The 14,296-nt window shown below is 69.5% G+C and carries 11 protein-coding genes; all 11 read left to right on the forward strand.

Annotated elements, in window-relative coordinates; genetic code table 11:
• Positions 1-12 precede the first annotated feature (12 nt).
• The 11 genes from QRN21_RS11205 (at position 13) to QRN21_RS11255 (ending at position 14,292) form a co-directional block, all read left to right on the forward strand.
• Positions 13-861, forward strand: coding sequence for an HAD-IA family hydrolase (locus QRN21_RS11205; protein WP_502883101.1), 849 nt, complete (start codon positions 13-15; stop codon positions 859-861).
• A complete protein-coding gene (locus tag QRN21_RS11210; RefSeq protein WP_056279834.1) occupies positions 858-3,362 on the forward strand; it encodes a glycoside hydrolase family 65 protein in 2,505 nt (834 codons plus the stop codon). Before QRN21_RS11205 ends, QRN21_RS11210 begins: the two co-directional genes overlap by 4 nt.
• A gap of 1 nt (position 3,363) precedes the next feature.
• Positions 3,364-4,443, forward strand: a complete 1,080-nt coding sequence (locus tag QRN21_RS11215; RefSeq protein ID WP_285364121.1) for a DUF2207 family protein — start codon at positions 3,364-3,366, stop codon at positions 4,441-4,443.
• Between the two features lie 104 nt (positions 4,444-4,547).
• Entirely contained in the window at positions 4,548-6,974 is a 2,427-nt protein-coding gene (locus tag QRN21_RS11220; protein WP_285364123.1) for a DNA polymerase III subunit gamma and tau, read from the forward strand.
• A complete protein-coding gene (recR, locus tag QRN21_RS11225; RefSeq protein ID WP_053097391.1) occupies positions 6,974-7,567 on the forward strand; it encodes a recombination mediator RecR in 594 nt (197 codons plus the stop codon). The genes QRN21_RS11220 and recR overlap by 1 nt, the downstream gene beginning before the upstream one ends.
• Complete coding sequence (locus QRN21_RS11230) at positions 7,564-8,502, forward strand: DMT family transporter (RefSeq protein WP_285364125.1); 939 nt, start codon at positions 7,564-7,566, stop codon at positions 8,500-8,502. The genes recR and QRN21_RS11230 overlap by 4 nt, the downstream gene beginning before the upstream one ends.
• Positions 8,503-8,597: 95 nt before the next feature.
• Positions 8,598-9,881: an aspartate kinase gene (locus tag QRN21_RS11235; protein ID WP_053099207.1), complete on the forward strand. Its 1,284-nt coding sequence runs from the start codon at positions 8,598-8,600 to the stop codon at positions 9,879-9,881.
• 262 nt (positions 9,882-10,143) lie between these two features.
• Complete coding sequence (locus tag QRN21_RS11240; RefSeq protein ID WP_285364128.1) at positions 10,144-11,214, forward strand: aspartate-semialdehyde dehydrogenase; 1,071 nt, start codon at positions 10,144-10,146, stop codon at positions 11,212-11,214.
• A gap of 83 nt (positions 11,215-11,297) precedes the next feature.
• Complete coding sequence (locus QRN21_RS11245) at positions 11,298-12,770, forward strand: malate:quinone oxidoreductase (RefSeq protein WP_285364130.1); 1,473 nt, start codon at positions 11,298-11,300, stop codon at positions 12,768-12,770.
• Positions 12,771-12,777: 7 nt separating this feature from the next.
• Positions 12,778-13,431 (forward strand): thymidine kinase, encoded by a 654-nt coding sequence (locus tag QRN21_RS11250; protein WP_056279839.1) that lies wholly within the window; start codon positions 12,778-12,780, stop codon positions 13,429-13,431.
• Between the two features lie 138 nt (positions 13,432-13,569).
• Positions 13,570-14,292, forward strand: coding sequence for a FadR/GntR family transcriptional regulator (locus QRN21_RS11255; protein WP_056279841.1), 723 nt, complete (start codon positions 13,570-13,572; stop codon positions 14,290-14,292).
• The last annotated feature ends 4 nt before the right edge of the window (positions 14,293-14,296 follow it).

The raw sequence follows: 14,296 nt of genomic DNA on the forward strand, positions 1-14,296 counted from the left end.
TACGCTTGCACAGTGGCACGGAGAGGTGCCGGAACCCTCGTCCTTCTCCTGGAGGCTGCTGTGCCCGAAGCCCTGCCCGATCCGCTCCGCGCCGAAGGCGTCCTGTTCGATCTCGACGGCGTGCTGACGCCGACCGCCGAAGTGCACATGCGCGCGTGGAGGGTCGTCTTCGACGACGTGTTCGAGCGCTGGGGCATCACTCCTCCGTATTCGGATGCCGACTACTTCGACTACGTCGACGGCAAGAAGCGCTATGACGGCGTGGCCAGTCTGCTGCGCAGCCGCAACGTCGAGATCCCCTGGGGTGCGGTCGACGACCCGCCCGAGGCCGAGACGATCTGCGGCATCGGCAACCGCAAGAACGCCGCGTTCGCCGAGTCCCTGCGTGGCGAGGGCATCGCCCCGTTCCCCGGATCGCTCGCACTCGTCGAGAAGCTCTCCGCCGCCGGCATCCCGCTCGGTGTCGTCTCGAGCTCCAAGAACGCCGAAGAGGTGCTGGCTGCCGCCGGCATCCGCTCGTTCTTCCGCATCGTGGTCGACGGTGTCGTCGCAGAGCGCGAGAACCTCGCCTCCAAGCCCGCCGCCGACATGTTCAGCGCCGGCGCCGTGGCGCTGGGCGTCGACCCGGCCCGCAGCATCGCCGTCGAGGACGCGACCTCGGGCGCGGCCTCTGCCGCCGCAGCCGGATTCGCGACCGTCGTCGGCGTCGACCGCGGCACCGGGGCCGACGCGCTGCGCGCCGCCGGCGCGACGGTCGTCGTCGACGATCTCGACGTGTTCCTCGACCCCGCGGCCGACGAGTCCGCGCCGTCCGACTCCGCCGCTCAGGCACCCCGCTCCGACAACGAGGAGACCGCATGATCGACCGCGACCGCTTCCCCGTAGACCCCTGGCGCCTCATCGAGACGCGTTACTCCGAAGACGGGGTCGCCGAGACCCTGTTCGCCGTCGGCAACGGCTACCTCGGACTCCGGGGCAACCACATCGAGGGGCGCGGCGCCCACGAGCACGGCACCTTCATCAACGGACTGCACGAGACGTGGCCGATCCGGCACGCCGAGCAGGCCTACGGCTTCGCCGAGGTGGGGCAGACGATCGTCAACGCCCCCGACGCCAAGGTCATGCGCGTCTATGTCGATGACGAGCCGATCTCGTTCGACGAGGCGGACGTGCGCGAGTACCGCCGCACGCTCGACATGCGCACCGGCGTGCTCGAGCGCACCGTGGTGTGGGAGACCCCGTCGGGCAAGCGCGTGCGGATGCGCGACGAGCGCATCGTCAGCTTCGAGGAGCGCCACCTCGCCGTGCTGCGACTCGAGGTCGTCGTCGAGAACGCCGACGCCCCGGTCACCGTCAGCTGCCAGATGATCAACCGCCAGGACGGTGCCGGCGTGTACGCGGGCACCCCGAACCAGGCCAAGGGCGGATTCGATCCGCGCAAGGCCGAGAAGATCGCCGAGCGCGTGCTCGAGCCCGGCGAGTACTGGCAGGACGGACTGCGCTCCGCGCTGTCCTACAGCGTCGCGGCATCAGGCATGACGGTCGCAGTGGTCGCCGACCACATCATCGAGACCGAGAACGACTACACCTCGCGCACTCTCATCGAGGCGGACATTTCGAAGAACGTGTTCCGGGTGCAGGCGAAGGCCGGGGTGCCCATCACGGTCACCAAGCTCGTCAGCTACCACACCTCCCGCGGTGTGCCGGCCCGTGAGCTCGTCGACCGCTGCCGTCGATCCCTCGACCGCGTCGCGGTCGAGGGCGTCCAGGCGCAGTTCGATCGACAGGCCGAGTGGCTCGCTGCCTTCTGGGCTCGCAGCGACGTGCAGATCGGCGGACAGGACGACATCCAGCAGGCGACCCGCTGGTGCCTCCTGCAGCTCGCGCAGGCCTCGGCCCGCGCCGACGGAACCGGCGTGCCCGCGAAGGGCGTCTCGGGGTCGGGATACAGCGGACACTACTTCTGGGACACCGAGATCTACGTGCTCCCGTTCCTCACCTACACGTCGCCGCAGTGGGCGCGCAACGCCCTCCGGGCGCGAGTGCTCATGCTTCCGGCGGCTCGCCGACGGGCCGCGCAGCTCAACGAGGCGGGCGCGCTGTTCCCGTGGCGCACGATCAACGGCGAAGAGGCCTCCGCCTATTACGCGGCCGGCACGGCGCAGTACCACATCAACGCCGACGTCAGCTTCGCGCTCGGCAAGTACGTGCGCGCGACGGGCGACGACGACTTCCTGCGGCGTGAGGGCATCGACATCGCGATCGAGACGGCGCGACTGTGGGCGACACTCGGGTTCTGGCGCACCTCGCGCCTCGTCGCCGACACGAAGGACGACGACGGCATCGAGACCTTCCACATCCACGGTGTGACAGGTCCTGACGAGTACACCACCGTCGTCAACGACAACCTCTACACGAACGTCATGGCGCGCTACAACCTGCGCTACGCGGCGAAGGTCGTGCGTGAGGCGCAGGAGGCCAACGGCGAGGAGTTCGCCCGGGTCGTCGAGCGCACCGGACTCGCCGAGGGCGAGGCGGAAGGGTGGGAGCGCGCCGCCGACGCGATGTTCATCCCGTTCAGCGAACGGCTCGGCATCCACCCGCAGGACTCGCTGTTCCTCGAGCGCGAGGTCTGGGATCTGGCGCACACGCCGAAGGAGCAGCGACCGCTGCTGCTACACTTCCACCCGCTCGTCATCTACCGGTTCCAGGTGCTCAAGCAGGCGGATGTCGTGCTCGCGCTGTTCCTGCAGGGCAACCACTTCACGCCGGAGGAGAAGAAGGCCGACTTCGACTACTACGACCCGCTGACCACGGGCGATTCGACGCTGTCGGCCGTCGTGCAGTCGATCCTCGCCGCCGAGGTGGGCTACCAGGATCTCGCTCTGCAGTACTTCCGGCAGTCGCTGTTCGTCGACCTGCACGACCTGCACCACAACGCGGCGGACGGTGTGCACGTCGCGTCGGCCGGAGGCGTGTGGACCGCTCTCGTCTGCGGTTTCGGCGGTATGCGCGACTATGCCGGCGAGCTCAGCTTCGACCCGCGGCTGCCCGCCGACTGGCCGTCGCTGTCGTACCCGCTGCAGTGGCAGGGGGCCTCTCTGCAGGTCACGCTCACGACGGGTGAGCTGCGCGTGCGAGTGCTCTCCGGAGACCCGGTGCCCTTCACGGTGCGCGATGTGGCATACATCGCCACGACCGAGCAGGAGGTCGTCGTCCCACTCGCGGATCAGGGACCGCTCATCCCCGGTCGCCCGTCGCTGCGGCAGTTCGCCGACGCGCTGCGCGAGGACGGCACGCGGCTGTCCGCATCCGTCCCGGTGATCACGACCGCCATCCCCATCATCGAGCCGATCGACTGAGGTGCTGATCACCGCAGCGCTGTTCGGACTCGCGCCCGCGCTGCTCCTGTTCGTGTTCGCGGTGGTCGAGCGGGCGCGCTCTGTGCAGCGCGTCGCGTCCCCCGGTGCGCGGTTCAGCCCGGCCGAGGGTGCGACCGTGCTGCACGACGCGCTGCTGCTGAACGCGGATCGGAAGGCCGTAGCCGCCGCGCTGATCGATCTGGCCGTGCAGCGCAAGGTGCGGCTGCTGGTCGACGCCGACGCGGCGACCACCGGCAGGTCGCGACGGCGTGCACCCGTCGGCATGGAGGTCGTCGACGGTGCGACGTTCACGTCCGAGGAGCTCAGCGTGCTCGAGGCGCTGTTCGGGCCGGATCACACCCCGGGGCGGGTGCGACGGTTCAGTGCGGATGCCCGGGCTCTGCACCGCCGGGTGCGCGGTGTCCTCGACGAGGCGGAGAAGCGGCTCGCGGCCGCGGGGCTCATCGACCGGAGTCGACGCGGGTGGGCCACGTTCCTGATCCGCGTCGCCGCGGTGCTGGTGGGGGGCATCTGCCTTCTGCTGCTCATAGCCGCCTGGTCGGTGAGCGAGCCGGGTGCGGCTCTCTACGCCGTGCTGGTCGTCGGCCTGGTCGCGGCGGTCGCGGCGATCGTGGTCGCTCCGCGGGCGTGGCGCCGGTTCCGCCCTGCGGCGCAGCCGCTGCGCGCGCACCTCGCCGGTATGCGCGAGTACATCGCCCTCGCCGAGGCGGAGCCGCTGCGCTTCTCGCAGTCGACGGACGGGGCGGATCTGCGGGCGGACGTCTCGTCGGCGGCGTCGGCGGAACGACTGCAGAGGTTCCTGCTGAACGAGCGACTGCTGCCCTATGCGGTGCTCTTCGGTCTGGAGCGGTCATGGACGGCTGTGCTGCAGACCGAGTCGCAGGCCCTGCGGGTCGCCGCGGGGATCGAGGGCGCGATGGAGGTCGCGGGAGCCGTGGTCGAGGTGATCGAAGCGGTGGGTGGCGTCGTGCATCTGGTGAGTGCGGTCGGCGAGTTGGTCGACGCGACGGGCGGGGTCGTCGAGGTGGTCGGCGGCGTCTTCGAGGCCGCGTCGTCGTGAGCCTTCGCCGAACCTCGGCCGTCTCAGCGGCGCGTCGCGGATCCCGGGCGCGATCGTCGGCGCTCGTCTGCCTGAACGTCCGTGGCACGCCGTAGGCTGTTCTGGTGACCACAGCCCTCTACCGCCGCTACCGCCCCGAGTCGTTCGGCGAGATGATCGGGCAGTCCCAGGTGACCGAACCGCTGATGACTGCGCTCCGCGGCGACCGTGTCGGCCACGCCTACCTCTTCTCCGGACCCCGTGGATGCGGAAAGACGACGTCTGCGCGCATCCTCGCCCGCTGCCTGAACTGCGCGGAGGGCCCGACCGACGTGCCCTGCGGAAAGTGCCCGAGCTGCGTCGAGCTGTCGCGGGCGGGCGGTGGCTCGCTCGACGTCGTCGAGATCGACGCGGCCAGCCACAACGGCGTCGACGACGCACGTGATCTGCGCGAGCGGGCGACGTTCGCCCCCAGCCGCGATCGCTACAAGATCTTCATCCTCGACGAGGCGCACATGGTGACGCCGCAGGGGTTCAATGCTCTCCTCAAGCTCGTCGAAGAGCCGCCCGAGCACGTCAAGTTCATCTTCGCGACGACCGAGCCCGAGAAGGTTCTCGGCACGATCCGCTCGCGCACGCATCACTACCCGTTCCGACTGGTGCCCCCGGCGGCGATGCTCGAGTACGTCGAGAAGCTGTGCGGCGAAGAGGGCGTGGTCGCCGAGCGCGGTGTCCTTCCTCTGGTGGTCCGCGCCGGGGGAGGCTCGCCGCGAGACACCCTGTCTCTTCTCGACCAGCTGATCGCCGGTTCCGACTCGCCCGCAGGTTCCGAGACCGTGACCGTCGCCTACGAGCGCGCCGTGGCGCTCCTCGGCTACACGCACGCCGCGCTGCTCGACGAGATCGTCGATGCGCTCGCCGGCGCCGACGCCGCAGCGGCGTTCCCGGCGATCGACCGCGTGGTGCAGACCGGCCAGGACCCGCGTCGCTTCGTCGACGATCTGCTCGAGCGTCTGCGCGACCTCATCGTGATCGCGGCTGTGGGTGCGGGAGCGTCGTCGGTGCTCCGTGGAATCGCCGACGACGAGCTCGCGCGCATGCGCACGCAGGCCGATTCCTTCGGGTCGGCCCGACTCTCGCGCACGGCCGACATCGTCAGCGCCGCCCTCGACGACATGTCGGGCGCCACCTCGCCCCGTCTGCACCTCGAGCTGATGGTCGCTCGCGTGCTCGCTGCGGGAGCGGATGCCGTCGCCGCCGTCCCATCCGCACCGGCCGCTGCCGCCTCCGCCCCGCCGCGGGCGTCCGCGCCTGCACAGGCGGCTCCCGCCGCTGCCGTTGCTTCGTCGGCTGCTCCCGCAGCTGCTGCTCCCGCCGCTCCCGCCGCGGCTCCTCAGGCTGCGGCCGATCGACCGGCGACCACGACCGAACCGGCCGGCGGGGAGACCGGGGAGTCCGACACGGCCGAAGCGACCCCTGCCGATGCGACGTCGAGCGCTGCACCGGCTGTCGACGCCGCACCGGCCGCCGATGTCGCAGCGCCCTCCGGGCCGGTCGCCTTCGAGCAGATCACCGCCGCCTGGCCGGCCGTCCTCAAGCGGCTCGAGAGCGTCAGCCGCACGTCGTGGCTGCTGGCCACCGCCGTCCAGCCGCTCGCATACGTCACGGACACCGAGGTGCTGACTCTGGGCTTCACCAGCCAGCACGATGTCGCCAAGTTCAAGGGCACGACGCCGGGTTCGGGTCCCTCCGACCATCTGCGCGGCGCCATCGAGCAGGAGCTCGGCGTGCGCGTCAAGTACCTCCCTGCTCCGATGCCAGCGGGGGGAGCGCCTCGCCAGCCCGCGACGCCTTCATCGGGACGCCCGACCGACGACGCGCCCGCATCGGAGCCTGCGTCAGCGGAGTCACCGCGAGCTCAGTCACCGCGATCGCAGACCCCGCACGCCGAGAAGCCGCGTGGTGAGTCGCCGAAGACGGAGACCGTGGCCGCTCGGTCGTCGGCTCCTCAGACAGGGAGTTCCTCGGCCCCCGTCACCGAGTGGGCGGTGGCGTCGATCCCGGCATCCGAGCTCGCTGAGCCCGCTCCGGTGACCGCTCCGCCGGCGGCGTCTGTGCCTGCTGCCACCTCTGCCGCAGCGGCGCCTCAGATGGCGGCGCCTCAGACGGCGGCGCCTCAGACGGCGGCGCCTCCGAGCCACGCGACGAGTGATGTCTCACCGGAGATCCGAGACGACGCACCTCCGCCCATCGACGATGAGCCGCCGTACTTCGACGACGAGCCGCCCTACGACCCGTCGTACGAGCCGGCGCCGATGTCGCAGGCGGCGCCGCCCGCCGGAGGCTCGCCGTCGACCGCTCCCTCCGCGCGGTCGACGACCGCACAGGCATCCCCTGCGCGCAGAGTGGCTTCGGCCGCCGCAGCCCCGGCGATCACCGAGCGCGCCCCCGCCGGGGGAGTCCAGCGCTACGGCGAGGCCGTGATCCGCCAGGTGCTCGGCGCGACGTTCGTTCGCGAAGAGCCCTACGAGCCCCCGACGAGGTTCTCCTGATGTATGACGGCATCGTCCAGGAGCTGATCGACGAGTTCGGTCGACTCCCCGGAATCGGCCCCAAGTCCGCGCAGCGCATCGCTTTCCACATCCTGCAGACGCCGACATTCGACGTCGCGCGTCTCTCCGAGCTGCTCGTGGAAGTGCGGCTGCGGGTGCGCTTCTGCGAGATCTGCGGCAACGTGGCAGAGCAGGAACGCTGTGCGATCTGCCGCGACCCCCGACGCAATCCGGCCGTCATCTGCGTGGTCGAAGACGCGAAGGACGTCGCCGCGATCGAACGCACCCGCGAGTTCCGTGGCCTGTACCACGTGCTCGGGGGCGCGATCAGCCCGATCGCCGGCATCGGCCCCGACGACCTGCGCATCGCCCAGCTGATGTCGCGTCTCGGCGACGCCACGGTGCAGGAGGTCATCCTCGCGACGAACCCCAACCTCGAGGGCGAGGCGACTGCGAGCTACCTCAGCCGCCTGCTCACCACGATGCAGATCACCGTGTCCCGCCTCGCCTCCGGCCTTCCGGTCGGTGGCGACCTCGAATACGCCGACGAGGTCACCCTCGGGCGCGCATTCGAGGGTCGGCGCGTGCTGTGAACGCACAGGGCGGCTTCTCGCGACGCGGGTGGCTGCTCTTCGGGGCCATGGCGCTGCTGTGGGGCGTGCCGTACCTGTTCATCAGCATCGCGGTCGAGTCCCTGTCGCCCCCCGCGATTGTCGCCGGGCGCACCCTCATCGCGGCGCTGCTCCTCCTCCCGTTCGCGCTTCGCGGCGGTGCGCTGAGAGCGGCGTGGAAGCACTGGCCCTGGGTGCTCGCGTTCGGCCTCGTCGAGATGGCGGGTCCGTTCGTGCTGCTCGGCCACGCCGAGATGACCCTGCCCTCGGGCATGACGGGTCTGCTCGTCGCGACCGTGCCGCTGTTCGCGGCGCTCATCGCACTGGGCGGGGGAGACCGGGGAGTCCTGCGCCCGGCGCGGGGGATCGGTCTTCTCGTGGGGTTCATCGGCGTCGCGATCGTCGTCGCCGGGCCCGGACTGTTCGGTGGTGAGGTCAGTCTGATCGCGGCCGGCGAGGTGCTGCTGGTCGCCATCCTCTATGCCATCGCCCCCTTCATCGTCGCCCGAAAGCTGAACGACGTCCCCTCGCTCGGCACCATCACGCTGTCGCTGCTCATGATCGGCGTGATCTACCTGCCCATCGGGCTGCTCACGCAGCACCAGATGCCGACGCTTCCCTCGATCTTCGCGCTCCTCGCGCTGGCCGTCATCTGCACCGCCGTCGCCTTCCTGGCATTCTTCGCTCTCATCCGCGAGGTCGGCCCCGTCCGCGCGCCGCTGTTCACCTACGTGAACCCGGTCGTGGCGATCATCCTCGGTGCGATCGTGCTCGCCGAGCCGCTGACGCCCGGGCTGCTCATCGGATTCCCGCTGATCATCGCGGGCTGCTGGTTCGCGGCCACCGGCGGACGCCTCCGTCCCCAGGCCGCTGCCCGAGCCGACCTGCCTGCAGTGCCCCTGCCGCCCGCGCCCTGACCCACCCGGGCGCGACCGTCACATGCGAAGAAGCGCATATGCGCCAAACGTAGAATGGGGGTGGGCGGATCCGCCCGACATCCCAGGGAGTGAACGTGGCCCTCATCGTGCAGAAGTACGGCGGCTCCTCAGTCGCCGACGCAGAGAGCATCAAGCGCGTCGCCAAGCGCATCGTCGACACGCGTCGCGCCGGCCACGACGTCGTCGTCGCCGTGAGCGCGATGGGCGACACGACCGACGAGCTGCTCGACCTCGCCAACGAGGTCGCGCCGATTCCCGCTCCGCGTGAGCTCGACATGCTGCTCTCGAGCGGTGAGCGCATCTCGATGGCGCTCCTGGCCATGGCCATCCACTCGATGGGCTTCGAGGCGCGGTCGTTCACCGGCAGCCAGGCGGGCATGATCACCGACTCGCAGCATGGCGCCGCCCGCATCGTGGATGTCACCCCCATCCGTCTGCGCGAAGCGCTCGACGAGGGGGCCATCGTCATCGTCGCCGGCTTCCAGGGCTTCAACCGCGACACCCGCGACATCACCACGCTCGGACGCGGCGGCTCGGACACGACGGCCGTCGCTCTCGCCGCGGCCCTCGACGCCGACGTCTGCGAGATCTACAGCGACGTCGACGGCATCTTCACGGCCGACCCCCGCGTCATCCCGAAGGCGCAGAAGCTCGACCACATCGGCAGCGAGGAGATGCTCGAGCTCGCCGCCAACGGCGCGAAGGTGCTCTACATCCGCGCTGTCGAGTACGCACGCCGTCACGGCGTCCTGATCCACGCCCGTTCGACGTTCTCGTCGTCCGAGGGCACATACGTTCTGGGCGAGGGTATGAAGAACCCTCGCGAAGCCGAGGGAGCAGCAGCCATGGAAGAACCGATCGTCGCCGGTGTCGCCACCGATTTCGGCCAGGCCAAGATCACCGTCGCCGGCGTTCCGGACGTGCCGGGCAAGGCGGCGGAGATCTTCAAGATCGTCGCGAAGTCCGGCGCCAACGTCGACATGATCGTGCAGAACGTGTCGGCCACGGGTCGCACCGACATCTCGTTCACGGTTCCCAAGGCCGATTCCTCGGCTGCGCTCAAGGCGCTCGCGGGGGAGCAGACCGAAGTGGGCTTCCAGAACCTGGTGCACGACGACCAGATCGGCAAGCTGTCGGTCGTCGGAGCGGGTATGCGGACGCACTCGGGCGTCTCCGCGACGCTGTTCGAGGCGCTGTCGGCCGGTGGCATCAACATCGAGATGATCTCGACGTCCGAGATCCGCATCTCGGTCGTGCTCCGCGACACCGACCTGGCCGAGGCTGCCCGCACTGTGCACACCGCGTACGGACTCGACGGCGACGCCGAGGCCACGGTCCACGCCGGCACCGGTCGCTGACCCTCGCCGATCGCGCACGATCTGCGGATGACCGCACGATCTGCGGAAGTGTCAGCTGATCCCGTCCGCGAATCGTGACTCGATCCGCAAAACTGACTCGGGATGCTGACCCGGCCCGCACCCCGCCCGACGGTCGGTCCTCGATCACCGGACGGCACGGTAGACTCACCGAAACCCTGACATCGGCGCCAGGCGCGGCATCCGCATCCCGACGTCGCGCCTGAAGCCTCGCATGCAGCACTGCACGACGCCAAGGAACATCATGACCCGCATCTCCGACTCAGGACTCTCCGTCGCCATCGTCGGCGCCACCGGCCAGGTGGGCACCGTGATGCGCGAGATTCTCGCCGAACGGTCCTTCCCGATTCGCGAGCTGCGTCTGTTCTCGTCGTCGCGCTCTGCAGGCACCGCCATCGAGTTCGGCGGCGCGACCGTCATCGTCGAGGATGTCGAGACGGCGGATGCCGCGGGCATCGACATCGCCCTCTTCTCGGCCGGCGCGACCGCCAGCCGCGCCTACGCTCCCCGCTTCGCCGAGGCCGGAGCCGTCGTCGTCGACAACTCCAGCGCCTGGCGCAACGATCCCGAGGTTCCGCTGGTCGTCAGCGAGGTCAACCCGCACGCGATCGACGACCGCCCTCGCGGCATCATCGCCAACCCGAACTGCACGACCATGGCAGCCATGCCGGTTCTGAAGGCGCTGCACGCCGACGCGGGTCTCGAGCGCCTGATCGTCTCGACCTACCAGGCCGTCTCCGGTTCGGGTCTCGCCGGTGCACAGGAGCTCCTCGGGCAGGTCGAGGGCGTCCTCGCCCAGGGCGACACGCTGCGCCTCGTGCACGACGGCTCGTCGATCGACTTCCCGGAGCCCGAGAAGTACGTCGCTCCGATCGCGTTCGACGTCATCCCGTTCGCGGGCAACCTGGTCGACGACGGTCAGAACGAGACGGACGAGGAGAAGAAGCTCCGCAACGAGAGCCGCAAGATCCTCGAGCTGCCCGACCTCCGTGTCGCCGGCACGTGCGTGCGGGTTCCCGTCTTCACGGGCCACTCGCTCTCGATCAACGTCGAGTTCGCCCGCGACATCACGCCGCAGCGCGCCGCCGAGGTGCTCGCCGCAGCCCCCGGTGTCGTCCTCGACGAGGTGCCCACGCCGCTCCAGGCCGCGGGCAAGGACCCGAGCTTCGTCGGACGAATCCGCGCCGACCAGTCCGCTCCCGAGAACAAGGGCCTCGTGCTGTTCATCAGCAACGACAACCTGCGCAAGGGCGCGGCGCTGAACGCGGTGCAGATCGCCGAGATCCTCGCCGAGCGCCTGGTCGCCATAGCCTGACCGCATCGCGGTCATGCGGATCCGGTCTCGCCGGACGGCCCCGCGTGGTCTGTCGTGCCGTGACCGCGAACTAGACTGTCGTGGTGACCGAAACCGTCGATGTCGTCTTGATCGGTGGTGGCATCATGAGCGCCACCCTGGGTACCCTTCTGCACGAGCTGCAGCCGGATTGGAAGATCGTCGCGTTCGAGCGACTCTCCGATGTGGCTCAGGAATCGTCGAACCCGTGGAACAACGCGGGCACCGGCCACGCGGCGCTCTGCGAGCTGAACTACATGCCGCAGCAGAAGGGCGCTCCGCTCGACCCCGCCAAGGCCGTCTCGATCAACGAGCAGTTCCAGCAGAGTCGTCAGTTCTGGTCGTCTCTGGTCGATCGCGGCGTGCTCGATGCGCCGTCGACCTTCATCAACGCGACGCCGCACATGACGTTCGTGCGCGGTGAGAAGGACGTCAAGTACCTCAAGGACCGCTACGAGGTCCTGAAGAAGCAGCCGCTGTTCGAGGGCATCGAGTACAGCGAGGATTCCCGCGTCATCAACAAGTGGGCGCCGCTGCTCATGCAGCAGCGCCGTAAGGGCGAGCCGTTCGCGGCCACCCGCGTGCCCGCCGGAACCGACGTCGACTTCGGTGCGCTGACGCACCAGCTCTTCGACCACCTCACCGAGTCGGGCGTCGCGCTGCGCACCAACCACGAGGTCAAGAGCCTGAGGAAGCAGAAGGACGGCACCTGGCTCATCAACTACCGCACGACGATCGGTCGCACGCCGAACCAGATCAAGGCGCGTTTCGTGTTCGTCGGCGCCGGCGGCTGGGCGCTCAAGCTGCTGCAGCGCTCGGGCATCCCCGAGATCAAGGGCTACGGTGTCTTCCCGATCGGCGGGCAGTTCCTCAAGACCTCGAACCCACAGATCGTCGCGCAGCACAAGGCGAAGGTGTACTCGCAGGCCTCGGTGGGCGCCCCGCCCATGTCGGTCCCGCACCTCGACACGCGCGTGGTCGACGGCGAGGCCTCCCTGATGTTCGGCCCGTTCGCGACCTTCAGCCCGAAGTTCCTCAAGAACGGCTCGATGCTCGACATCGTGTCGCAGGTGCGCACGCACAATCTGTGGCCGATGCTGCGCGTCGCGTTCGCGAATCCCGACCTCATCACCTACCTGGTGGGGGAGTTGCTGAAGAACCACGCCAAGAAGGTCGACAGCCTGCGCACGTTCATGCCGACGGCGAAGGACGAGGACTGGACGCTCATCGACGCGGGGCAGCGCGCCCAGGTCATGAAGAAGGACCCCAAGAAGGGCGGCATCCTGCAGTTCGGCACCGAAGTGGTGTCCGCGGCCGACGGTTCGATCGCCGGTCTGCTCGGCGCCTCGCCCGGCGCCTCCACCGCCGTGCCGATCATGCTCGATCTGCTGAAGAAGTGCTTCCCCGACGAGTACCCCGGCTGGGAGTCGGAACTGCGCGAGCTCATCCCGACATTCGGCGAGCAGCTGAACAAGGATCCCGAGCTGGCGGCGAAGTCCACCGCGGCGACGGCGGCCACGCTCGGCATCAACGAGTAGCGCGCCGGTGGCGAAGCTCTACTTCCGCTACGGGGCGATGAACTCGGGCAAGTCCACCTCGCTGCTCCAGGCCGCGTACAACTACGAGGAGCGCGGCCAGCACGTGCTGCTCGCGAAGCCGGCGATCGACACCAAGGGTGCATCCGAGATCGCGAGTCGACTCGGTGTCACGCGGCACGTCGACTATCTCATCGCTCCCGATGCGGACGTCCGCGAGCTCTTCGACGAGCACCGGGATCGCGTGCGCCGTGCGGTCGCCGATGAACCGGTCCGCGGGGGGTCGATCGATGTCGCCTGCCTCCTGATCGACGAGGCGCAGTTCCTCACGGCGGAGCAGGTCGACGACCTCTTCCGCATCGCGATCGAAGACGGCATCCCGGTGATCGCCTACGGCATCCGCAATGACTTCCTCACCCACGCCTTCCCGGGGTCGGCTCGTCTGCTCGCGATCGCGCACTCCCTCGAGGAGCTGAAGACCATCTGCCGCTGCGGGCGCAAGGCCGTCTTCAACGGTCGTGTGATCGGTGGTCGGTTCGTCTTCGACGGCGACCAGGTCGCCATCGACGAGGGCGCTGACGGATCGCTGGCGCCGGAGATCACGACCTACGAGTCGCTGTGCGGCGCGTGCTACCTCGAAGAGTCGGGTGGGCGGCTGGGCTGAACGCCCTCGCGTCATCCTCCGCCCTCGGGCGGTGTGTCGGCGTACCCCGATTGCGTGGTCTGACCACACACGCTACTGTGGTCAGACCACAGGTGCGTCGAGGATCGATGCCGCCGATGCACACGATGAGGAGAGCGGATGCCGGAGCAGCCAGCGCGCGCCTGGAGGCTCGTGCTCGAACATGTCGAGCGCGACCTGCTCGACGGGCGTCTCGGCCCCGGTGATCGTCTCGCCTCGGAGCGCGAGCTCGCCGCGGACCTGGGTGTCGGGCGCTCGAGCGTCCGAGAGGCGCTGCGCGTGCTCGAGGTCATGGGGCTGATCCGCACCTCGACCGGCTCGGGGCCGCAGTCGGGCGCGATCGTGATCGCGACCCCGTCCGGTGGCATGTCGACGCTTCTGCGCCTCCAGGTCGCCGCACAGGGCTTTCCGCTCGCGGACGTGGTGCAGACCCGACTGCTGCTCGAAGACGCGGTCGTCGCCGCTCTCGCGAGCCAGCACGCGCCCGATCTCACCGCGGCGCACAGCGTGCTCGATGCGATGGACGTCGGCGCCCTGACGCCTGACGAGTTCCTCGCCCTCGATGCCCAGCTCCACCTCGCCCTCGCGGAATCGAGTGGCAACACCGTCGTCGCCGCGATCATGGCGGGCCTGCGCACCTCCATCGAGTCGTACGTGCAGCAGGGCGCCTCATCCATCGCCGACTGGGATGCCATGGCAGACCTGCTGCGCGCCGAGCACCGAGCCATCATCGAGGCCATCGCCGCGGGTGACGCGGCGACCGCCCAGACCCTCGTCCGAGCGCACATCACCGGCTACTACACCGCGGCGGGGCTCACCCGCAGCGTCCGACCCACCGACTGAGAGG

The organism is Microbacterium sp. LMC-P-041 (genome assembly GCF_030209555.1).
GTDB lineage: Bacteria > Actinomycetota > Actinomycetes > Actinomycetales > Microbacteriaceae > Microbacterium.

Excerpts from the sequence above, each read along its gene's own strand:
- QRN21_RS11255 (WP_056279841.1), top strand. The coding sequence starts at position 13,570 with ATGCCGGAGCAGCCAGCGCGCGCCTGGAGGCTCGTGCTCGAACATGTC.
- recR (WP_053097391.1), top strand. The coding sequence starts at position 6,974 with ATGTATGACGGCATCGTCCAGGAGCTGATCGACGAGTTCGGTCGACTC.
- QRN21_RS11210 (WP_056279834.1), top strand. The coding sequence starts at position 858 with ATGATCGACCGCGACCGCTTCCCCGTAGACCCCTGGCGCCTCATCGAG.
- QRN21_RS11240 (WP_285364128.1), top strand. The coding sequence starts at position 10,144 with ATGACCCGCATCTCCGACTCAGGACTCTCCGTCGCCATCGTCGGCGCC.